Here is a 21,702-nt window from a genome sequence, read left to right on the forward strand (position 1 = left end):
CTAGTTGAATATGCGCTGGCAGCTATTTTTTTGATAGTGAATGGGGCAGGCGGCGCCCGAGGCCACAATACGCGCCATGTCTGATGTGCATTCCGAAGAACTCCTCGCGCAGGTGGCTGCGCTGCCCGCGCTGCCGGGCGTGTACCGCTATTTCGACGCGCAGGATGCGCTGCTGTATGTGGGCAAGGCGCTCAACCTCAAGCGCCGGGTGTCCAGCTATTTCCAGAAGAACCATGGCGGCACCCGCATCGGCCACATGGTCAGCAAGATCGCGCGCATGGAGACCACCGTGGTGCGCTCCGAGGCCGAGGCGTTGCTGCTGGAAAACAACCTCATTAAGACGTTGAACCCCAAGTTCAACATCCTGTTCCGCGACGACAAGAGCTACCCCTATCTCAAGATCACCGGCACGCCGGGCGCGCACACACGGGGCGATGCGCCGGGGCAGGTGTTTCCGCGCATGGCGTACTACCGGGGCGCGGTCGATAAAAAGCACCGCTACTTCGGCCCGTACCCCAGCGCCTGGGCCGTCAAGGAAACCATCCAGCTGCTGCAAAAGGTCTTCCGGCTGCGCACCTGCGAAGACACCGTGTTTGCCAACCGCACGCGGCCCTGTCTGCTGTACCAGATCAAGCGATGCACTGGGCCCTGCGTGGACCTGATTTCGCCCGAGGCCTATGCGGCTGATGTGCAGCATGCCGAGGCACTGCTGCGTGGTGAAACGCAGGAGCTGCTGCAGGCGCTGGAGGTGCGCATGATGGCGCACTCCGACAAGCTCGAATTCGAGCAGGCGGCCGAGGTGCGCAACCAGATCCAGGCGCTGTCGCGCGTGCTGCACCAGCAGTCCATCGAGACGGTGGATGACAAGGATGTGGACATCCTGGCTGTGCGTGTGCAAGGCGGCCGCGCCTGCGTCAACCTGGCCATGGTGCGCGGTGGCCGCCACCTGGGGGATAGGCCGTACTTTCCGGTGCACGTCGAGGACGCTGCGGCGGTGTTTGAAGAAGAAGGCGGGGAGGGCGCGGATGAAACCGTGGCCACCCCGTCTCGCCCGGTTCGCCCTGTGGAGGCCCTGGTGCTGGAGGCCTTCATTGCCCAGCACTACATCGGTGTGCCCGTGCCACCGCTGCTGGTGACCAGTGTGCCGGTGGACAAGGCCTTGCTGGACGCGCTGACCGAACAAAGTGGCTTGCGCGTGAACGCTATCCACCAGCCGCGCGAACAGCGCCGCGCATGGCTGGACATGGCGCAGAAAAACGCCGATCTGCAACTGGCCCGTCTGCTGGCCGAGGAGGGCTCGCAGCAGGCCCGCACGCGGGCGCTGGCCGAGGCGCTGGATTTGCCGCCCGAAGATTTGGACCAGCTCACCATCGAGTGTTTCGACATCTCGCACACGGCGGGCGAATCCACGCAGGCGTCGTGTGTGGTGTTCCACCACCACAAGATGCAGAGCAGCGAATACCGCCGCTACAAGATCGAGGGCATCACCGGCGGCGATGACTACGCCGCCATGCGCCAGGTGCTCACACGCCGCTACAGCAAGGTGGTGGAGGCGCAGCGCGAGGAGCGGGGCATCGACTTTACCGCACCCGACGCGGAAGCTGGCGCGCCCACCCGCAAAGGGGCTGCGCGCCTGCCCGACCTGGTGCTCATCGACGGCGGCAAGGGCCAGGTGGGCGTGGCGCGCGAGGTGTTCACCGCGCTGGGGCTGGATCTGACCCGTATCGTGGGCGTGGAGAAGGGCGAGGGCCGCAAGGTGGGGCTGGAAGAGCTGGTGTTTGCCGATGGGCGCGAGAAGGTGTACCTGGGCAAGGACTCGGCCGCGCTGATGCTGGTGGCGCAGATCCGCGATGAGGCGCACCGCTTTGCCATTACCGGCATGCGCGCGGCGCGCGCCAAGGTGCGGGTGGGTGGCGGGCAGCTCGAAGAAATTGCGGGGGTTGGCCCCAAGAAGCGCGCGCGGCTGCTGCAGCGGTTTGGCGGGGTGCGCGGCGTGGCGGCCGCCAGTGTCGAGGACCTGGCGACCGTCGATGGCATCTCACGCGAGTTGGCAGAAGAAATTTACAAGGCCCTGAGATAGGCTCCGCACCGTTCCACGGCTGCGCCGTGACACAATCGCCGCCATGTTCTGGACTATCCCCACCTTGATGACCTGGACGCGCATCGTCGCGATACCTTTGATCGTGGGGGTGTTCTACGCGCCGCTGGAGCCAGCCACGCGCAATCTCATCGCCACGGTGATGTTCATCGTGTTTGCCGCCACGGACTGGCTGGACGGCTACTTGGCTCGCAAGCTTAACCAGACCTCGTCGTTTGGCGCGTTCCTGGACCCGGTGGCCGACAAGTTTTTGGTGTGCGCATCGCTGCTGGTGCTGGTGCATCTGCAGCGTGCCGATGTGTTCGTGGCGCTCATCATCATCGGCCGTGAGATTGCGATCTCGGCCCTGCGCGAATGGATGGCGCAGATCGGTGCGAGCAAGAGTGTGGCCGTGCACATGATCGGCAAGGTGAAGACCACGGTGCAGATGCTGGCCATTCCCTTCCTGCTGTACGACGGGCGCCTGTTCGGCGTGATCGACACGGGCGTGTGGGGCACCTGGCTTATCTGGGCCTCGGCGGTGCTCACCGTCTGGTCGATGGTGTACTACCTGCAGAAGGCGTTGCCCGAGATCCGGGCGCGCGTCAAATAATTTTCAAGTCTTTGATGTCTGAAGCGCTAGTGAGATAAGCGCAGGCAGCTATATTTTCAGGAGCATCTGAATGGCGAAGCATCGCATTGCAGTCATTGCCGGTGATGGCATTGGCAAAGAGGTCATGCCCGAGGGGCTGCGTGTGCTGGACGAGGCAGCGCGCAAGTTTGGCATCGATCTGCACTTCGACCACTTCGACTTTTCGAGCTGGGACTACTACGAAAAGCACGGCAAGATGCTGCCCGACAACTGGAAGGACCAGATCGGCGGCCACGAGGCCATCTACTTCGGCGCCGTGGGATGGCCCGAGAAGATCGCCGACCACGTCTCGCTCTGGGGTTCGCTGCTGCTATTCCGCCGCGAGTTCGACCAATACATCAACCTGCGCCCCGCGCGCCTCATGCCCGGCGTGATCGCCCCCGTGGTGCGCCGCGACGGCAGCCCGCGCCTGCCCGGCGAGATCGACATGCTGATCGTGCGTGAGAACACCGAGGGCGAATACTCCAGCATCGGCGGCCGCATGTACGAAGGCACGCCGCGCGAGATCGTGATGCAGGAGACGGTGATGTCGCGCCACGGCGTGGACCGCGTGGTCAAGTTCGCGTTTGAACTGGCCCAGTCGCGCCCCAAGAAGCACCTGACCAGCGCCACCAAGTCCAACGGCATCGCCATCACCATGCCCTACTGGGACGAGCGCGTGGCCGAGATGGCCAAGGCCTATCCCGATGTGAAGGTGGACAAGTTCCACATCGACATCCTCACGGCCCACTTCGTGCAGCGCCCCGACTTCTTTGATGTGGTGGTGGCCAGCAACCTGTTTGGCGACATCCTTTCCGACCTGGGACCGGCCTGCACAGGCACCATCGGCATCGCGCCCAGCGCCAACCTCAACCCCACACGCACCATGCCGTCGCTGTTCGAGCCCGTGCACGGCTCGGCGCCTGACATCGCAGGCAAGGGCATCGCCAACCCCATCGGGCAGATCTGGTGCGGCGCCATGATGTTGGACTTCCTGGGGTACCGCGCTGCGCACGACGCTGTGCGGGCCGCGATTGAGGCCGTTTTGCAACCCGGTAGTGGTGCTCCTCGCACCCCTGATCTGGGCGGCACGGGCAGCACGCAGGATGTGGGCAAAGCCATCGCGCAGGCGCTCGCAGCCCGTTGAGTACGGCTGGCTGCGGGGTGTCAATACGGAATGCTGCCCATACGGCGTGTTTGAGACAAAAACGCCCGCCAAGCCCTGTCGCAGCGTGAAATACGACTAGAATTCAAAACATCGCTGACGCAAAACAGCGTGTTGTATTGACACTCTGAAACTCGATGGCTTTAATCTGATGCAGCAGCCACTGCTGTGTATGCCAGTCATTCCCCCGCTTGTTCTCCACCAGCCCCCGGCTGTGCTTGCAAGCGTGTGAAGACCAGATATCCGCGAGACATTCCGTTAACTCTTTTCCGAGAGGCTTCTTGTGAACAAAACCGAATTGATTGAGCACATCGCTACCAACGCCGACATCTCCAAGGCCGCTGCTGCGCGTGCCCTGGAATCCACGATCGAGGCCGTCAAGAAGACTCTCAAGAAGGGCGGTACCGTGTCGCTCGTCGGTTTCGGTACTTTCGCCGTGGGCAAGCGTGCTGCCCGCACCGGTCGCAATCCCCGCACTGGCGCTACGATTAAAATCAAAGCTGCTAAAGTTCCAAAGTTCCGTCCTGGCAAGGCATTGAAAGACGCCTTGAACTGAGGATCAGTTTAGGTAGGGTCCTTAGCTCAGTTGGTAGAGCGGCTCCTTTACACGGAGTAGGTCGGCGGTTCGAGACCGTCAGGACCCACCACCACCGAACAAAGGCGAACGCAAGTTCGCCTTTTGTTTTTTGTCTTCTGAAAGATCGACCATGTTTGAATCCATCCGCAAGCACTCCAAGATCGTGATGATCTTCTTGTTCTTGCTGATCATTCCTTCGTTTGTGCTGGTAGGCATCGACCGCAACTATTTCTCTGAAAAGAGTCCCGTAGTGGCCCGTGTCGATGGCAACAACATCAACCAGACGGACTGGGACAATGCCCATCGCATGGAGACCGACCGCATCCGTGCCCAGTCTCCTTCGGTCGATCCCAAGTTGCTGGACTCTCCCAGTGCCCGCTATGCCACGCTGGAGCGCCTGGTGCGTGACCGCGTGCTGGCAGCTGCGGCGCAAAAGATGCACCTTGTGACCAGCGATGCCCGTCTGGCCCGCAGCCTGCAGGAAATCCCTGCGATTGCAGGGCTCAAGCGCCCGGACGGCACGCTCGATGCCGACGCCTACCGCGCCCTGGTGGCCGCGCAAGGCCTGACACCCGAAGGTTTTGAAGCCAATGTGCGTCGCGACATCTCGGTGAACCAGGTGATGGGGGGGGTGATGAGCACTGCTTTTGGCACCGATGCCCAGGTCAAGCTCGCGCTCGACGCTTTGTACGAGCGCCGCGAGATTCAGGTTGCGCGCTTCAATGCCACCGATTTCGCCAGCAAGGTCACCCCCACGGATGCGGATCTGGAGGCTTACTACAAAGCCCATCCTGCCCAGTTCCAGCAACTGGAACAGGCAGCCATCGAGTACGTGGTGCTCGATCTCGACAGCGTGCGTGCTTCCATCACCCTGGGCGAAGACGACCTGCGCACCTACTACAAAGAGAACGTGGCTCGCATGACGGCGAAGGAAGAGCGCCGAGCCAGCCACATTCTGGTGAATGCTCCCAAGGATGCATCCGCGGCAGACCGCGAGAAGGCCAAGGCCCGTGCTACCGAGTTGCTGGCCCAGGTTCGCAAGGCGCCAGGCACCTTTGCCGAAGTTGCGAAGAAGTCCTCTGACGACAAGGGCTCTGCCACTGCGGGCGGCGACCTGAATTTCTTTGCCCGGGGTGCCATGGTCAAACCCTTCGAAGAGGCTGCTTTTGCGCTGAAGAAAGGTGAAATCAGCGACCTGGTGGAGACCGAGTTTGGGTACCACATCATCCAGCTCACCGATATCAAGACACCTCGTCAGCCCACGTTTGAAGAACTGCGCCCCACCATGGAGGCAGAGCTCAAACAGCAGCAGGCGCAGCGCAAGTTTGCCGAGGTGGCAGAAGCCTTCACCAACGGTGTGTATGAGCAGGCGGACAGCCTCCAGCCCGTGGCGGACAAGCTCAAGCTCAAAATCCAGACGGCCAAGGGCGTGACGCGGACCCCTGCCGCAGGTGCCAAGGGCCCGCTGGCCAATGCCAAGTTCCTCGAAGCACTTTTCGCCACCGACTCGCTGCAGAACAAGCGCAACACCGAGGCGGTGGAAGTGGGCCCCAGCCAGATGGCTGCTGGCCGTGTGACCGCGTACACCCCTGCGCTGACACTGCCGTATGACGAAGTGAAGGCCCGTGTACGGACCTTGTATGTGGCTGAGAAATCTGCCGAACTCGCACGCAAGGAAGGCGAGGCCAAGCTTGCCGCATGGAAGGCGGCCCCGTCTTCTGCCACTGGCCTGGCTGCAGCGACCGAGGTTTCTCGTGAACAAACCCAGAACCTGCCGCGCGCCCTCATCGACGCCGCGCTGCGAGCCCCCGCCGAGACACTCCCCGGCTGGACGGGCGTGGATTTGGGGACTGCCGGTTACGCCGTGGTCAAGGTCAACCGCGTGGTGCCGCGCCAGGCGCCGGATGCACAGCGTGCGCAGCAGGAGCGCCAACAATACGTGCAGTGGTTGGCCACGGCCGAGGGCTTGGCGTACTATGAACTGCTCAAGCAGCGCTTCAAGGTGCAGATCAAGGCGCCGCGCCCTGAGGCTGTGACGGCAGTCACTGCAGAAAATTAAGCGATTTGATGTCCGGGGCCAAAATCCCGGGCTATAATACAAAGCTACGGTGGCTGTAGCTCAGTTGGTAGAGTCCAGGATTGTGATTCCTGTTGTCGTGGGTTCGAGCCCCATCAGCCACCCCAAAACAGCAAAGCGCTGCAACAGAAATGTTGCAGCGCTTTTTGCTTTGGGGCTCAGGTTGTTGTCGTGCGCTTATCTATTTGCAGCCTCGCGGACTAAATAGGTTTTCTCCATCAATAACCCAGCCTTCAGCGCACCACAGTCCCGCACGGCGCATACTGCGTGCTTAACCTTTCGGGAGTTTCTGATGAGCCTTGTGATTCGCGACGCGTCGCCCAGTGAAAAACGCGGCAACGCCATGTCTGCGGCCTTGGCCAAAGAGCAACTTCAATACGCAGTCCAGATCGTGCGCGACGTGTTGCCGCAAAGCGCCGGCGATACGGCTCTGATCGGCGCCGTGGTCCAGGCCATCGCCATGAATTACGCTGCTGTGCCGCAGCCCAATCGCTAGGGTTGGGGCTGAGCGCGACGAAGTGTTTGATCCGCATCCGTCATCCAGCGGACGCGGGCATTGCCCGGCCGTTCCACGCTCGTCAGAACGGCTTGATTGGTACGCAAGAGAGCTTGAAAGCTGCCAGCCAAGAGGCTGGCCTGCCCGGAGGGACTCGAACCCCCGACCTATAGCTTAGAAGGCTATTGCTCTATCCAGTTGAGCTACGGGCAGATGGATGTGGTCGGTTGTGTGGCCGACCGGCTTGCGGAGTGTCCGCAACTGCTTGGCGCAGGGCGCTAATCATACCCGCCCTGACCGGTGCTCCTGGCGCTGCCGCCGGGGCGATTTTGCTGCCGGGACGGTGATGCGGTTATAACCGGGTCATCCCCCCGTTTTGCCTGCCCTCTGGAGCATTTGCCCATGCCACACAGCGTCACGCTGATTCACACCATTGCTGCCGCCTTGGGCTTAGCGCTGGTGCTGGGCTTTCTGGCCGCCCGTTTGCGGCTGCCAGCCCTGGTGGGGTATTTGCTGGCGGGGGTGGCCATCGGCCCGTTCACTCCTGGTTTTGTTGCCGATGCAGCCTTGGCCAGCCAGTTGGCGGAGATCGGCGTGATGCTGCTGATGTTTGGCGTAGGGCTGCATTTTTCTTGGGGCGACCTTCTGGCGGTGCGCAAGATTGCCGTGCCGGGCGCCGTGGTGCAGATGATGGTGGCGACGTCGCTCGGTATGGCATTGGCCCTGTGGTGGGGCTGGGGCATGGGGGGGGCTCTGGTGTTTGGTTTGGCGCTGTCGGTGGCCAGCACGGTGGTGCTGCTGCGTGGGCTGGAGACGCTGGGGATTCTGGACAGCTACACCGGACGCATTGCGGTGGGGTGGCTGGTGGTGGAGGACCTGGCCATGGTGCTGGTGCTGGTGCTGCTACCACCGCTGGGGGGATGGCTGGGAGGCGGCTCCGGGGCCGACCTGGATGCCGCGCAGCTCTGGCGCACGCTCGGGTGGACGCTGCTGCAGGTGGGCGGGTTTGTGGCGCTGATGCTATTGGTGGGGCGCAGGTTGTTTCCTTGGCTGTTATGGCAGGTGGCACGCACCGGGTCGCGTGAACTGTTCACGCTGTGTGTGGTGGCTGCGGCGGTGGGCATTGCGTTCGGCTCGGCGGCACTCTTTGGCGTGTCATTTGCGCTTGGGGCTTTCTTTGCAGGCATGGTGATGCGGGAGTCCGAGTTCAGCCACCGTGCTGCGCACGAATCACTGCCGCTGCGCGATGCGTTTGCCGTGCTTTTTTTCGTGTCCGTCGGCATGCTGTTCAACCCGGCGGTCTTGTGGGAGCGTCCGCTGCAGGTGCTGGCGGTGGTTGCCATCATCATGCTGGGCAAGACCGTGGCCGCAGCGGGTCTGGTGCTGGCGTTCCGGTATCCGCTCAACACGGCGCTCACCGTGTCGGCCAGTCTGGCGCAGATCGGGGAGTTCTCATTCATTCTGGTCGCACTGGGGTCTTCATTGGGCCTGTTGCCGCCGGAAGGAGCTAGTCTGGTGCTGGCCGGCGCGTTGTTCTCCATGGCGCTCAATCCGCTGTTGTTCCGTGCCATTGCACCGTTGCAAGACTGGCTGCGCGCCCGGTCCGCGTGGGCCAGACGGCTGGAGCAGCGTGATGACCCCCTGGCCGAGCTACCCATGACCACCGACTCGCGCTACCTCGCGCGGCAGGTGGTGCTGGTTGGCTACGGCCGGGTGGGGCGGCGCGTGGCGGCGACGCTGGCGGCCAACGATATTCCGTTTGTGGTGGCGGAGCAGAACCGGGAGCTGGTGGAGGCCTTGCGTGCCGATGGCGTGGCCGCCGTGTTTGGCGACGCGGCGGAGCCCGCAGTCCTGATCCAGGCGCACATCGCGCGGGCCGCGATGCTGGTGGTGGCCACCCCGGACGCATTGCAGGTGCGTCAGATGATCGAGACCGCGCAGACTTTGAACCCGGGCGTGGACATCGTGGTGCGCAGCCACAATGAGGACGAGGCCCAACGACTGGTGCAGGAATGCAGCCACGCCCAGGTGTTCCTGGCAGAAGATGCCTTGGCGCAGACCATGACCCGCCACGTGCTGGAGCGTGCCCGGGAGCGTCAGGCCCGCGCCACGCGGCCTGCGCCACTACATGGACCGGCATGATGTGAGTCAAATCTGCCGGTAGCGCCAGAAGAATATGCCTGAGCAGCTATCTGATTGATAGCAAAGTGGGGATAGCCCACAGGGGGGCGCAGCCTCCGGACGGCGTATTCGCGGAGTGCCCCATCTGCTCCCGTCCAAGCAACAAACCCCAGTCTCGGGCCCTGAACAGGTCTGCCTCAGGCGAGGGTCAATCCGTTTCTTCAAACACCAGAGAGGGCACAGCCATCACGCGTGCGCTCTGGCCCAGCTCCTGGATCAGGTGGTTGGCAAAGTAGCTGTTTTGCGTGTCGGGCTCCAGCGCAGCCACGGCCAGGTTGGCACGCGGCTGATTCAGCGGCACATAGAAGCTGCCAGCGGGCGCGTCGATGGCGCTGCGTAGGGTGGACACCTGCACGCGAACGATGTCGCCGCTGCCAGCAATGGTGCCGATCACATCCTGGCGGTTGCCGGCTTCGCGCGCGGTTTCGCGGTAGCTCTCGGCCAGCACGGAGCCAGGCTCTGCCACCCGCATGACCTGGATGCCCAGTTGGCGCAGGCGTTCCACGGCCGCGCTGGCATCCGCCGACAGCCAGTAACCGCAGGGCCGCGCACGCACCTTGGTGTTGCGCAGCGTCAGCGATGAGTTCCAGTCCACGCGAATACTGCGGTCGGCGCCGGTCTCGGGGTCCAGAAAGTCCAGGTCGCGCTGGGTGGGGGTGGCCTCGGCCTCGATGACCACCTGGTCACGGCAGGCCAGGGCACTCACGTCGCGAGCCACGAACGAGCGCACCTGCTCCAGGTTGGCGGCGCGTTCGGCGGTGGTGCGCAGGGCGCTGGTGATGGCGGTGACCTGCGCATGCACGCGGCGCTGGATGTGCATGCGGCCAATGCCCACGCCCCGGGTCTCGATCAGCAGGCTGACCGTGTTCTTCAGGCCGTGGACGTTGCGCCCCGTGTCGGGCTGGGTGCCGCCCATGGAGATGCGCTTGTCCTGCAGGTTGGTCGAGGTGGTGTAGTACCAGTCACTCGTCAGACCCTGGGCCTTGAGGGCGGCCACCATGGGCTGGTGAAACCACTCCTGCGACGCCTTGGTGAGGAACTCGGGGTAGTTGGCGGTGGTGGTGTATTGCAGCAGCGCGTCGTAGCGCTGGATGGCGTTGAACTTCTGCAGATAGCGGCCCACCACGGTGTATTCGTGGGCGTCCACGACGAGGATGGGGCGGTAGTCGTTGATGACCTGCGCCAAGGCGCGGGCTTCGGGGGTATTGAGCAACAGGTGGTCGCGGTTCATGTCCACGCCGTTGGCAGTAACGCGCGTGCCCACCTCGGCGCCATCAGGGTTGGCGCGGGGCACCACCACCACGTTGATGCGGTCCAGCAGCGGTTCAAGAAGGCCCTGGGCCAGTTCGCGGCTGATGACCAGCAGGGCTTCACTGCCGGCGGGTTCGTCGCCATGCTGCTGCCCGATCAGTACGACGGTGGGGCGGCCGCTCTTGTCCAGGCTGGCAGGGTCTGTGCCGGCAGCACGTGTGACCAGCAGGCCCTGGATGGGCTCGCCGCGCTGCGAGGTGCCGATCTGCAGCAACTGGGTGCGCGTGCCGCCACGGGGCACGCTGTCGCTCAGGCTGCGCAGCCATTGGCCCACCTCCGCATTGGTCGTGAAGGCCCTGCGGTCGGCCCCCAGACCGGGGGTGCTGTAGACCACCGACGGGTTGGGGAACCGCGCGGCCACTGCATCGCCATAGGGCGGCGCCATGGGCGCTTCGTCGCGCACCAGAAGCGGTGCGGATTGGGGCAGGGGGCTGGCCACCACGGCGGCGCGCTGCGGTGGCACCTGCGCGGGTGTCTGTTGTCCCAGCGGCGCGGGGACCACGGTGCCTTGCTGGACGCGCGGCAGAGGCGCAGGGGCGCTGCGCTGCTGGGCTGTTGGCGTGGAGGGCCAGGGCGGCAGCGGGGTGCTGCCGCAGGCTGTCAGCAGCAGCGCAGCCAGTGTGGCCGGGGCGGCCCAGCGCGTGATCCGTGGTTCAGGACGTGAAAGCGGGGTGGCATCGGCGCGGCCGCGCTGGAAATGGTGCTGGGTCATGGTGTGGGCTGCCAGAGAGAGCCCCGGATGTGGGGCGAGTAGGGCGCTTTGTACGTGGATGTTACCTGCGCGCACCCGCCTCTCCTTGTCAGCGTACATCCCGTTGCAAACGCGTGGCGGCTTGGGCGGACCCCACGATCAGCGGGGGAAGTCGCTGGGGACAGTGGCGTCGGCGGGCGGCAGGGATGCGCTCTGAGCCGGAGGCGGACTGGGCAGCTTCAGCCGTAACAGGGCGCGCACAAAGCCGTGGTCCGAGCGCGTGCGGTCGCGCCCTTCATGCAGGTGGTCGTTGAAATAATCCACCCGGCGCACATCACCCACGCTGTTGCGCCCGTTGGGCAGGAACTCCTCGCTGACCAGGATCTGGTCCAGCACATAGGGGGCGCCCTGGTGGATGTGGGAGTAGGCCACGTCCTTTTTCAAGGCGAAATCTCCCTGCAGGTCGTACGCATTGAACAGTGCCACGTCGCGGGCCGTCCTGTCGTAGGCAATGTCGTTGGTCGCGCAGATCAGTTGCGTGGTGACGCTGTCGGGGGTGTCGTTGAAGTCGCCCAGGACCACCAGGGGCACGCTGGTGCGGTGCAGCAGATCGATCACCAGGCAACGCAGGGCCATGGCCTCGGCGCCACGCATGATCAGTGAGCGCAGTGAGGCCAGGGCGACCACCTTGCGGTCGTCCCGGTCCTCGGTCGGCTGGCCCAGGGCATCCTGCAGAAACTTGGGGCGCTTGGATTTGAGGTGGGCGGTGAGGACGTTGAGGGTCTGGCCATGCTTCATCCGCAAGGTGGCCACAAGGGGCGGACGCTCAAAGCGCGTGTGTTGGCCAATGCCGGGCACGTCCACCTGAAAACCCGGGGGGAAGTCGGCGAAGGACTGCACAGCCTCCACCTTGAGCCGCGTAGCCAGGCCCACCCGGGGTGTGCCCTGCGCACCTTGCTGGGTGTCGTTGTTCTCGGCTCCAGGTACGGCGACGAAGTCGTAGCGCATGCCGCCCCGGCCCAACGCCCCCTTGAAAGCCGCATCGTCCCAGACCTCCTGCACGGCCAGCACATCGGCGTTCAGTGCCCGAAAGCGCTCCCCCAGCCAGGTGATCTTGCGCTCAAACTCGGTCTGGCTGTACGGGTCCTGGTTCTCGTAGAACAGGCGACCCGGGTTGGCCAGGTTGAGCACATTGCAGGTGGCCACCATCAGGGTGTCCAGCGGTTGGGGGAATTCGGTGGGGCGCATGGAGGGCGGGCAGCGTCGTTGTGGTCACACGGGCTGCAGCCGCCTGTCAGCGAGGCTGCAGCGCACGGCCGGACAGCACTTGCAGGCCGGGCCGGCCCGACTGTACGGCATGGACCAGCGCCCGGGCCACATCGGCGCCCGGGCGGGCGCGGTAGTTGGCGGGCAGGAGGGGGTTCAGCCACTGAAACAGCTTGAGCGACAGCGACTCAGCGGGCCGGTGGGCCTGCTGCAGCGCCCGGCGCTCGCCCATGAGCAGGGAGGGGCGCGCGATGACCAGGGTCTCGAAACCCAGTTGCTGCAGGTCGCGCTCCACCTCGCCTTTGACGCGGTTGTAAAAAATGCGCGACTGCGCGTTGGCTCCCATGGCGGTGACAACTCCGCAACGGGTCGCGCCGGCCGCACGCGCAGCGCGGGCCGTGGCCATCACGGCGTCATAGTCCACCGCGCGGAACGCGCTTTGGCTGCCTGCTGCAGCCATGGTGGTGCCCAGGGTGATGTAGACGTCATCCACCGGGGGCAAAGCAGGCATCGCCGCAAAATCCACCGCATGCAGTTGCAGGCGGGGATGGGCCAGCGCGGGGGCTCGCCGCCCCTTGGCATGCAGCACATGGACTGTCGTGCCCGAGGTCTCGGGCGCGCCCGCTGCGGGGGCAGAAGGCGCCTTGCGTGACTCAGCGGTTAAAAGAGCCGCGAGGACCGCCTGGCCCACGAGACCCGTTGCCCCGGCCACCACCGCCACCCGCGCCTGATCCGCCGCCATAGCCACCACCTCCAGAGTTGCGATACCCACCGCCACCACCACGGCGACCGCGTTCAGCCATGCTGTCCACGCTGGTGCGCATGGGGTCGGGCTGACCGCCCGCACCATGGCCCGAGCTGCGATGGCCTGGATTGCTGTGACCCAGGTGGGTGCCCAGGTGCGCATTGGCGCGGGGGGGTTGTGCGTCATCGTAGCGATGGCCGCCACCGCCCTCTGGGCGTGGGCCCCGGCTGCGTGCTGGTGCCTGGGATGCGCCGTCACGCGGGCCGCCGCGACCACCGCCTTGTCCGCCACGGCCGCCACCGGCCGGGCCCTGGGCGTTGCGGGGCGCGCCGCCGCCGGAGCGGCCACCGCCGCCATTGCCGGCACGAGGGCCGCGCTCGCCGCCGCCACCCTGGCCGCCGCCTTGGCTGGCCTTGTTGGTGCGGATGCGTTCCATCATTTCGGTACGGGCGGCCTTGGCGGCAGCCTGCATCACGTCACGGCTCGGGGGCTTGCCTGCGCCGCCCCAGATGGTCTGGCGGCCCATGGCGATGGGCTCGGCCTTTTCACCAGGCTCGGGGCCAAAGCCTTCGATGACTTGCACGGGGATCTGCTGCTTGGTGAAGCGCTCGATGTCCATCATGAAGCCTTCTTCGTCCATGCAGACCAGGCTCACGGCCTCGCCGGTAGCGCCAGCACGGCCCGTGCGGCCAATGCGGTGCACGTAGTCTTCAGGGACGTTGGGGATTTCGTAGTTGACGACGTGCGGCAGGTCATCAATGTCGATGCCGCGCGCAGCGATATCGGTGGCCACCAGGGCGCGGATCTCGCCGCTCTTGAAGCCTGCCAAGGCCTGCGTGCGGGCGCTCTGGCTCTTGTTGCCGTGCAGTGCCATCGCCTGCACACCGTTCTTGGTCAGGAACTCGGCTACGTTGTTGGCGCCGAACTTGGTGCGCGTGAACACCAGCACCTGGCTCCAGTTGTGCTGCTGGATGATGTGCAGCAGCACCTGCTTTTTCTTGCCGCGGCCCACGGGGTGGATCACCTGCGAGATGCGCTGCACCGTGGTGTTGCGCGGGGTGACCTGAATGCTCTGGGGGTTCTTGAGCAGGGTGTTGGCCAGCTCGCGGATCTCATCGCTGAAAGTGGCCGAGAACAGCAGACTTTGCTTGTCCTTGGGCACCAGGGCCAACACCTTCTTCACATCGTGGATGAAACCCATGTCCAGCATGCGGTCGGCTTCGTCCAGCACCAGCACTTCTACCGTGGACAGGTCCAGGAAGCCCTGTTGCTGCAGGTCCAGCAGGCGGCCGGGAGTGGCCACCAGGATGTCCACGCCACGCTTGATGCGGTCGATCTGCGGGTTCATGCCCACGCCGCCGAAGACCACCGTGGAGTTGATGTCCAGGTACTTGCCGTATTCGCGCACAGATTCTTCGACCTGGGCGGCGAGTTCACGGGTGGGGGTCAGCACCAGGGCGCGGATGCCCTTGCCACCAAACTTGTTCTTGGGTGCCGTGCCTTGCGAGAGGCGGTGCAGCATGGGCAGGGTGAACGCGGCGGTCTTGCCGGTGCCAGTCTGCGCGCCGGCCAGAAGGTCGTGGCCTTCCAGAACAGCGGGAATGGCCTGGGCCTGAATGGGCGTGGGGGTTTCATAGCCCGTTTCGTGCACGGCCTTCAGGATGGCAGGAGCCAGGTTCAGTTCGTCAAATGTCATGTCATTGGATGCGCCCGTCCGGGGCGCTGGGTATCCGCCTGTCGTGCAACCGGGAGGTTGCCGAGCCAGTCTCAGGCTGATGAGGTTCAGGATTGGGAGCCCGGAAGCGTGGCTTCCTTCGTCCCCAGCAGTGTGCTGATGTGGCGGGCAACTGGAGCCCACAACGGGGGTATTGTCGCATGGACCGATAATCCAAGGTTTGAGAGCGCGTTCGGTGCCTTTTTGGATTGCTCCAAATGGTCCTCCAAACCCGCTCGGATGCAGACTTCCTGCCCACTTTCGCGAGCTAGAACCCTCCATGGCCCAATACGTTTATTCGATGAATCGCGTCTCCAAGACCGTGCCGCCCAAGCGGCAGATCTTGAAGGACATCTCCCTGAGCTTTTTCCCGGGCGCCAAGATCGGCGTGCTGGGTCTGAACGGCTCGGGCAAATCCACGCTGCTGAAGATCATGGCAGGTGTGGACAAGGAGATTGAGGGCGAGGCCATCCCGATGCCGGGCATCAAGATCGGCTACCTGCCCCAGGAGCCGCAGCTCAACAACGAGCACACGGTGCGCGAAAGCGTGGAAGAGGCCATGGGCGAAGTGTTTGCCGCCAAGGCCAAGCTCGAAGAGGTGTACGCAGCCTACGCCGAGCCCGATGCCGACTTTGACGCCCTTGCTGCAGAGCAGGCGCGCCTGGAAGCCATCATCGCCACGGCCGGTACGGACTCCGAACACCAGCTCGAAATCGCGGCCGACGCACTGCGCCTACCCCCATGGGATGCCAAGGTCGGCCTGCTGTCGGGTGGCGAAAAGCGCCGCATCGCGCTGTGCCGGCTCCTGCTGTCCAAGCCCGACATGCTGCTGCTGGACGAGCCCACCAACCACTTGGACGCCGAGTCGGTGGACTGGCTGGAGCAGTTCCTGCACCGTTTCCCCGGCACCGTGGTGGCTATCACCCACGATCGCTACTTCCTGGACAACGCCGCCGAGTGGATTCTGGAACTGGACCGGGGCTACGGCATCCCCTACAAGGGCAACTACAGCACTTGGCTGGACCAGAAGCAGGCCCGCCTGGAGTCCGAGCAAAAGGGCGAAGAGGCCCGAGCCAAGGCCCTGAAGAAGGAACTGGAGTGGGTGCGCCAGAACGCCAAGGGCCGCCAAGCCAAGAGCAAGGCGCGTATCGCACGCTTCGAGGAACTGAGCGATTACGAATACCAAAAGCGCAACGAAACGCAGGAAATCTTCATTCCTGTGGCCGAGCGCCTGGGCACACAGGTCATCGAGTTCAAGAATGTCACCAAGTCGTTCGGTGACCGCGTGCTCATCGACAACCTGTCCATGAACATTCCGGCCGGCGCCATCGTCGGCATCATCGGCCCCAACGGTGCCGGTAAGTCGACCCTGTTCAAGCTCATCGCGGGCCGCGAACAGCCGGACAGCGGCGAGGTCGTGATCGGCTCGACCGTGAAGATGGCCTTTGTGGACCAGCACCGCGACGCCCTGTCGGACGACAAGACCGTGTGGGAAGACATCTCCGGCGGCCTGGACATGATCAATATCGGCAAGTTCACCATGGCCAGCCGTGCCTACGCTGGGCGCTTCAACTTCAACGGCGGCGACCAGCAAAAGAAGGTGGGCATGCTGTCGGGCGGTGAGCGCGGCCGACTGCACCTGGCCAAGACGCTGATCGCAGGCGGCAACGTGCTGCTGCTGGACGAACCCTCGAACGACCTGGACGTGGAAACGCTGCGCGCGCTGGAAGACGCTTTGCTTGAATACGCGGGCACAGTGTTGGTTATCAGCCACGATCGCTGGTTCCTGGACCGTATTGCCACGCACATCCTGGCCGCCGAAGGTGACAGCCAGTGGACGTTCTTTGACGGCAATTACCAGGAGTACGAGGCCGACAAGAAGAAGCGACTCGGTGAAGAGGGTGCGAAGCCCAAGCGGATGCGTTTCAAGGCCCTCAAATAAAGGCCGAGGTCAAGTAGGATTGCATCTGGAAACCTCTTGCCCGATTCCTCCCTCCCACCATGTCCCTGCCCGCATCGCGTCTGAGAACCGTTTTCCGCGCCTGCGTTGTCAACGCCGTTCGCGGGGGCGAGGCACTGATGGGGCAGCTCGTCAAGGTCACCCAGAGTGCCTTGACCAGCGAGGAGTCGGCTAGCCGCAACATCCAGCAGCGCAATTTGCTCAGCGATGCGCTGCGCCTGCTCAACGAGCACGAGGCAGCGCTGGTCAAGGGCTATCCCATGGCCCTGCTCGAAATCTTTGCCGAAGGCCCTGCGGTTGCCAAGGGGCGCAGTTCGGCCGACGACACCGGCATGGACTTTGGCGAGCTTTCGCTCATGGACGAAAGCGAGATGCAGGCCCAGGTGGAGCTGTCCAAGGCCCAGCAGTCTGCGCTCCATGCCACAGACGCCGTGCTGGCGGAACTCAACACCCTGGTGAGTGCTGCCCAAGGTTTGCGCAGTGTGCAGCCTGAACGCAACCCGCTGCGGCCCGAGAGCTACATCCGCGCGCTGCAGAAGGTGGTGGGTGAGACCGGCGTTTCCGCAGAGGTCCGCCAGCTGTGGATGCAGCACATGCGCGACCTGTTGGGCAAACTGCTGGCCGAGGAATACAAAAAAACCGCCCAGAGCCTGCGCGAGCATGGCGTGCAGCCGGTGGGCTACGCGGTGCTCGGCACGCCTTCGGGCGGCGGACGCGGCGCAGGCCCGGGCACCGGTTACGGCGGGTCTGGCTACGGTGGCCCTGGTACGGGATACGGAGGCGGCTATTCGGGCTTTGGCCCGTCAATGAATGCGCCCATGGGCGACTACGGCAACACCGGCTACGGGCGTGGCATGGGCCCCAGCACGGGCTGGAGCGGCGACTCGCAGCAAGGTGCCATGGTGCCCATGCCTGTAGATGCTGCTGAAGAGGCGCTGCTCACTGTCGGCATCCTGCGTCAGATGCTGGCGGGGGGTGATCCGTTTGCCCCGGCTCCGGTCTACGGAGCCGTGCCCGCACAGGCAGTGGTGGTGCCCAGCGGCGCGGGGCAGCCAGGCCGGGTGGACCCCCGTGCGGGAGCCGTCAGCGCCCAGTCATCGCTGGCAGGGGGCTACTACCCGTCAGGCGCAGCCGCCGAAGCGATTGAAGACATGGCCCAGCTGGAGCGGCTGGTGGGCCGACTGGCCGGGGGCGGCACGGTCAGCCAGCCCGGGTCCTTGCCCGTGCCTTTGGTCGGCTGGCGGGGGCCTGGTGTGGCACCGGTGGTCTATGCCGCCATGCCCATGGAGGCCGCAACCCAGTCCACCGCCATGGCGGTGGAGGTGGTGGGGCGCATGATGGCCAACATCGCGCAGGACGCCCGCTTGTTGCCTCCCGTGCAGCAGGCGGTCAAGAGCCTGGAGCCCGCGCTCAAGCAACTGGTGCACCACGACGGACGGTTTTTTACCGATAGCAATCACCCTGCGCGCCGCCTGCTCGACGAGCTGACGCAACGCAGCCTGGCATTCACTGCAGAGACGGAGCCTGGTTTCAGTCGTTTCATGCGGCTGGTGACGGAGGCGGTGGGCCACCTGTCCGCCCATGAGGTCAAGGACGCCGGGCCCTTCGATACCGTGCTCAAGGCGCTGCAGTCGGCCTGGGACACTCAGGAACAAAAGATCAAGGCCCATCAGGAGGCCGAACAGAAAGCCAAATTGCAGGCCGAGCAGCGCGAACTGCTGGCCGAGAAGATCGCAGCCGATATCCGCAAACTGCCCGATGTGGACAAAGTGCCGTCGGACGTGCTGGATTTTGCGGCGGGCCCCTGGGCTGACGTGGTGGCGCTGGCGCAGGTGATGCGCGGTGACGATAGCCAGGACGATGACCCCAGCGGTTACCTGGCGCTGGTCCCGGTGCTGCTGTGGACGGCGCAGCCGGACCTCACCCGCCAGGAGACGGACCGCCTCAATGAGGCCATCCCTGGCCTGCTGGCCAAACTGCGCAAGGGCCTCAAGACCATCAACTACCCAGCGGTGCAGACCAGCGCGTTCTTGCAGCGGCTGGTGGCGTTGCACCAGGCCGCTTTTGAAAAGCCGGCGCCTGCTGCCCCCGCACCGGCCCCTGCGGCCGAGCCCGAAGCGGTCTCCGAGGTGGCAGAACTGGCTGAACCGCCCGAGGCGTCCGCTGCTGCTCCTGCCCCGCAGGACAGCGCCCAGGCTCCGCTGGACACGCCGGACCCTTATGCTGACTTTGTCATCGGGGCGTGGGTGGAACTGGTGACCAATGGCCGGGTGGTGCGCACCCAACTCACCTGGGCCAGCCCGCACGGCACCCTGTTTCTGTTCACTGCGCCCGATGCCAGCACCCAGTCCATGACCCGCCGCATGCGAGACAAGCTGGCGGCTGAAGGCTCGCTGCGCGTGGTGCCGGCCCAGCTTCCCAAACCCGCCAAGCCGGCGGCCCGCGCTTCGGGCGTTGCGGAGACGGGTGGGGCAGACCGCAAGTCGTCTGAGGGTCGTACGGGCTCTAGCTCCCGAATGGCGCCGCTGTCCAAGTCCGCTCCCCTGGCCCCGGCTTCGGGTGCCAAGACCCCCAAGAATCGCTGAGCGGAAAGACGCCTGCGCTGCGGGCGGCGCTTTGAGTGCTGCCAGCGCCTCGTGCCGCTGAAGCCTGAGTCAATACCCAGTTCCTGTTGCGCTCCCTGTTCCCTTCATGCTGTTTTCAGTCATCCCCTCGCCCGGAGTGCTGTGGTCAGCCGATCCGCCAGCCCCTCCCGACGCGCGCAGCAGCTTTTTGCGCACCAGGTGGATGTGGTTGCGCAGGGCATACAGCTCGTCCGCATACGACAAAGGCACGCTCACCTTTTCGGCCTGGGCTTCCAGGCTGTCCAGGGTGCGCAGCAGGCTTGCAGGGTCGCTCTTGCCCATCTCCAGGTCATTCTCGATTTCGCGCAGGCGGCCATACCAGCGGAATACCCGTGATCGCACCCGGAACTGGTAGAGCGGCGGGACGATGCGCGACAGCGGCAGCATGATGGCCAGCAAGATGCCCAGCACCAGCCACATGCGCTCGATCAGGTTGGCCAGCCAGAACGGCAGGTAGCGTTGCAGCATGGGCACTGGCTCGTTCATGGCCCGGTCGCCCTCCTTGGCAATCGGCAGCTCGCTACCGCGCGTGTTGGGGAACTCACGCGCCCGGTTGAACCAGCCTGCGCCGCTGTGCAGCTTTTGGGCGTTCTGGGCAAACAGGGTGAGCAGGGCGGGGTGTGTGCCGTCGCGCGCCAGCAGGGACGTGGTGGTGGCCACAAGCCGGACATCGCGCTGGGGCACGTTGGCTGCAAGGTCCACCACGCCGCGTGGCAGCGTCACGGGGGTGAGGAACGGAAAACGCCGCGCGTAAGCCTCGTGCTGCGCAAAATCCAGCAGTTGCACACCAGGTGTCTGCAGCAGCATCTGCACCATCAGCGATTCGGGCGCCGAGGCAAATACCAGGGCATCGAGCCGGCCCGCGAGGAACTCCACCGTGGCAGGCGTCTGCTCCAGTCTCGACAGCTTGACCGACCCTGGCTCCACCTTGTTGGCCTGCAACAGGCGCTCAATCAGCGTGGGAACGCCGCTGCCCTCTGATCCCACATTGACCCGCCAGCCGCGCAGCTGCCTCAGGCTGTCGAGCCTGGGGGCGTTGTGCATGCGCTCTGCTGCGTCGGTGCGGTAGAAAAGCCACAGCGGCTCCACAAACAGGCTGCCCAGGGACACGAGGTTGTCCGGGTCATCGGGCTGCAGCTCAGCCGTACCGCCCTGCACAAAGGCCACGTCAGCCTGGCCGTCCCTCAGCAGCTGCAGGTTGTGCGACGAGCCCTCGCTGGGCAGCAGTACCACATCAATCCCGTCGACAGCCAGTGCCTTCTGGTAGCGCTTGCCAAACTCTTCATAGGCACTTTGGGCAGGGCCGGTGGCCAGGGTCACCGTCTTGGGGGGATTGGGGTTGAGCCACCAATAGGCCAGCACCAGCAGCCCGACCGCCAAGAAGGCGAGGGGGCCCGCCGACACAATCAGATCGCGCAGGGTGAGAAAGGTGTTGCGAAAGGCCTGGGGCATGGGGGATGGACCAACGGAGCGAAAACAGGGCGAAAGTGGCGCGGCAGCCAACAGGGATGACCCGCCAGCGCAACAGGGTCGTTCCGGAGCCCTGTCGCGCAATCAGCAAGCCGGTGGATTATCCGGGCAGGAGCTATAGCGCCGCGTATCAGCACTTGTCTTCACGTTTCACGCCCCAGGAGTTGCTCCGGCTTGGATTGGCGGGAGAGTTGAAATCGTCGGCGCAGCCTTCTACTGCGGCAAGCGCCTGCGCTGGCGCTCGTAGGCCATGCATTCCTGCAGCGAGAGCATATCGTTCTGGTCCACATCTGCCGCTTCGAAGTAGGCCATGCGAGCCTGCACCACCTCGGTGAACGACAGCCTTCCGTCCCCATCCTTGTCAGCTGCAGCCAGCCGCCTCAGCTGGCCTTTGCCAATGCGGGGCAACTGGCTGAGGTGGGCGAGATGGACGTAGCCCTCTGCATCGGGCCCCAGGCTGTGCCAGCCCTGCACGATGTCCTGGTGAAACTCGTCCAGCGACACGTTGCCGTCGTGGTTGAGATCGGCTGCCGAGCAGATGGCTTGCAGCCTGTGGGTGAGGGTTGGGGCCACCGGTTTGTGGGCCTTGGCAGGGCGGGGTGGCGTGGTGGGTGACGATACCGCCGTATCGGCTGCGTTGGCTGTGTGGGCCGCCAGTGCCAGCACGAGGGCACAGGCGCTTGCAGAGATCCGTTGCAGATTTTTTTGCATGGGGGC

The 21,702-nt window shown here is 64.6% G+C and carries 15 protein-coding genes and 3 tRNA genes; 11 read left to right on the plus strand and 7 right to left on the minus strand.

Going from position 1 to position 21,702, the window contains the following annotated elements:
• The first annotated feature begins 76 nt into the window (after positions 1 to 76).
• From uvrC to ACODSU_RS11070, 8 genes are all read left to right on the plus strand, one after another.
• Positions 77 to 2,080: an excinuclease ABC subunit UvrC gene (gene uvrC / locus ACODSU_RS11035; protein WP_488842330.1), complete on the plus strand. Its 2,004-nt coding sequence runs from the start codon at positions 77 to 79 to the stop codon at positions 2,078 to 2,080.
• Positions 2,081 to 2,123: 43 nt separating this feature from the next.
• Entirely contained in the window at positions 2,124 to 2,690 is a 567-nt protein-coding gene (pgsA, locus tag ACODSU_RS11040) for a CDP-diacylglycerol--glycerol-3-phosphate 3-phosphatidyltransferase (RefSeq protein ID WP_015014722.1), read from the plus strand.
• 70 nt (positions 2,691 to 2,760) lie between these two features.
• A complete protein-coding gene (locus tag ACODSU_RS11045) occupies positions 2,761 to 3,855 on the plus strand; it encodes a tartrate dehydrogenase (protein WP_488842333.1) in 1,095 nt (364 codons plus the stop codon).
• A gap of 301 nt (positions 3,856 to 4,156) precedes the next feature.
• Complete coding sequence (locus ACODSU_RS11050) at positions 4,157 to 4,429, plus strand: HU family DNA-binding protein (protein ID WP_008906675.1); 273 nt, start codon at positions 4,157 to 4,159, stop codon at positions 4,427 to 4,429.
• A 15-nt stretch (positions 4,430 to 4,444) separates the two neighbouring features.
• Positions 4,445 to 4,520 (plus strand) — tRNA-Val (locus ACODSU_RS11055).
• Positions 4,521 to 4,580: 60 nt separating this feature from the next.
• Positions 4,581 to 6,509 (plus strand): SurA N-terminal domain-containing protein, encoded by a 1,929-nt coding sequence (locus ACODSU_RS11060; RefSeq protein ID WP_060985364.1) that lies wholly within the window; start codon positions 4,581 to 4,583, stop codon positions 6,507 to 6,509.
• 49 nt (positions 6,510 to 6,558) lie between these two features.
• Positions 6,559 to 6,634 (plus strand) — tRNA-His (locus ACODSU_RS11065).
• 185 nt (positions 6,635 to 6,819) lie between these two features.
• On the plus strand, positions 6,820 to 7,023 hold the full coding sequence (locus ACODSU_RS11070; protein WP_291447646.1) for a hypothetical protein: 204 nt from the start codon (positions 6,820 to 6,822) through the stop codon (positions 7,021 to 7,023).
• Between the two features lie 136 nt (positions 7,024 to 7,159).
• Here ACODSU_RS11070 and ACODSU_RS11075 read toward each other — a convergent pair.
• Positions 7,160 to 7,236 (minus strand) — tRNA-Arg (locus ACODSU_RS11075).
• Between the two features lie 189 nt (positions 7,237 to 7,425).
• Between ACODSU_RS11075 and ACODSU_RS11080 the strand changes: the two genes are divergently transcribed.
• Positions 7,426 to 9,165, plus strand: a complete 1,740-nt coding sequence (locus ACODSU_RS11080) for a cation:proton antiporter (protein ID WP_488842335.1) — start codon at positions 7,426 to 7,428, stop codon at positions 9,163 to 9,165.
• Between the two features lie 187 nt (positions 9,166 to 9,352).
• Here ACODSU_RS11080 and ACODSU_RS11085 read toward each other — a convergent pair whose 3' ends face one another.
• The 4 genes from ACODSU_RS11085 to ACODSU_RS11100 all read right to left on the minus strand — a co-directional run bounded on the left by ACODSU_RS11085 (position 9,353) and on the right by ACODSU_RS11100 (position 14,913).
• Positions 9,353 to 11,227: a M14 family metallopeptidase gene (locus ACODSU_RS11085; RefSeq protein WP_488842337.1), complete on the minus strand. Its 1,875-nt coding sequence runs from the start codon at positions 11,225 to 11,227 to the stop codon at positions 9,353 to 9,355.
• A gap of 138 nt (positions 11,228 to 11,365) precedes the next feature.
• Positions 11,366 to 12,454 carry an endonuclease/exonuclease/phosphatase family protein gene (locus ACODSU_RS11090; protein ID WP_488842339.1) on the minus strand — a complete coding sequence of 363 codons (1,089 nt, stop codon included), beginning with the start codon at positions 12,452 to 12,454 and terminating at the stop codon, positions 11,366 to 11,368.
• 46 nt (positions 12,455 to 12,500) lie between these two features.
• Complete coding sequence (locus tag ACODSU_RS11095; RefSeq protein WP_488842340.1) at positions 12,501 to 13,214, minus strand: Rossmann-fold NAD(P)-binding domain-containing protein; 714 nt, start codon at positions 13,212 to 13,214, stop codon at positions 12,501 to 12,503.
• Complete coding sequence (locus tag ACODSU_RS11100) at positions 13,126 to 14,913, minus strand: DEAD/DEAH box helicase (RefSeq protein WP_110961182.1); 1,788 nt, start codon at positions 14,911 to 14,913, stop codon at positions 13,126 to 13,128. The genes ACODSU_RS11095 and ACODSU_RS11100 overlap by 89 nt, the downstream gene beginning before the upstream one ends.
• Positions 14,914 to 15,211: 298 nt before the next feature.
• On the opposite strand from ACODSU_RS11100, the gene ettA reads away from it, so the two are divergent.
• A complete protein-coding gene (gene ettA, locus ACODSU_RS11105; RefSeq protein ID WP_015014713.1) occupies positions 15,212 to 16,873 on the plus strand; it encodes an energy-dependent translational throttle protein EttA in 1,662 nt (553 codons plus the stop codon).
• 59 nt (positions 16,874 to 16,932) lie between these two features.
• Positions 16,933 to 19,476: a DUF1631 family protein gene (locus ACODSU_RS11110; protein ID WP_488842341.1), complete on the plus strand. Its 2,544-nt coding sequence runs from the start codon at positions 16,933 to 16,935 to the stop codon at positions 19,474 to 19,476.
• Between the two features lie 69 nt (positions 19,477 to 19,545).
• Here the strand turns inward: ACODSU_RS11110 and ACODSU_RS11115 are convergent, their stop codons facing one another.
• Both ACODSU_RS11115 and ACODSU_RS11120 read right to left on the minus strand, forming a co-directional pair.
• Positions 19,546 to 20,967, minus strand: a complete 1,422-nt coding sequence (locus tag ACODSU_RS11115) for a TAXI family TRAP transporter solute-binding subunit (protein WP_488842342.1) — start codon at positions 20,965 to 20,967, stop codon at positions 19,546 to 19,548.
• 231 nt (positions 20,968 to 21,198) lie between these two features.
• Entirely contained in the window at positions 21,199 to 21,696 is a 498-nt protein-coding gene (locus ACODSU_RS11120; RefSeq protein WP_343735358.1) for an EF-hand domain-containing protein, read from the minus strand.
• Positions 21,697 to 21,702 lie beyond the last annotated feature (6 nt).

The organism is Acidovorax sp. FG48, from assembly GCF_057809085.1.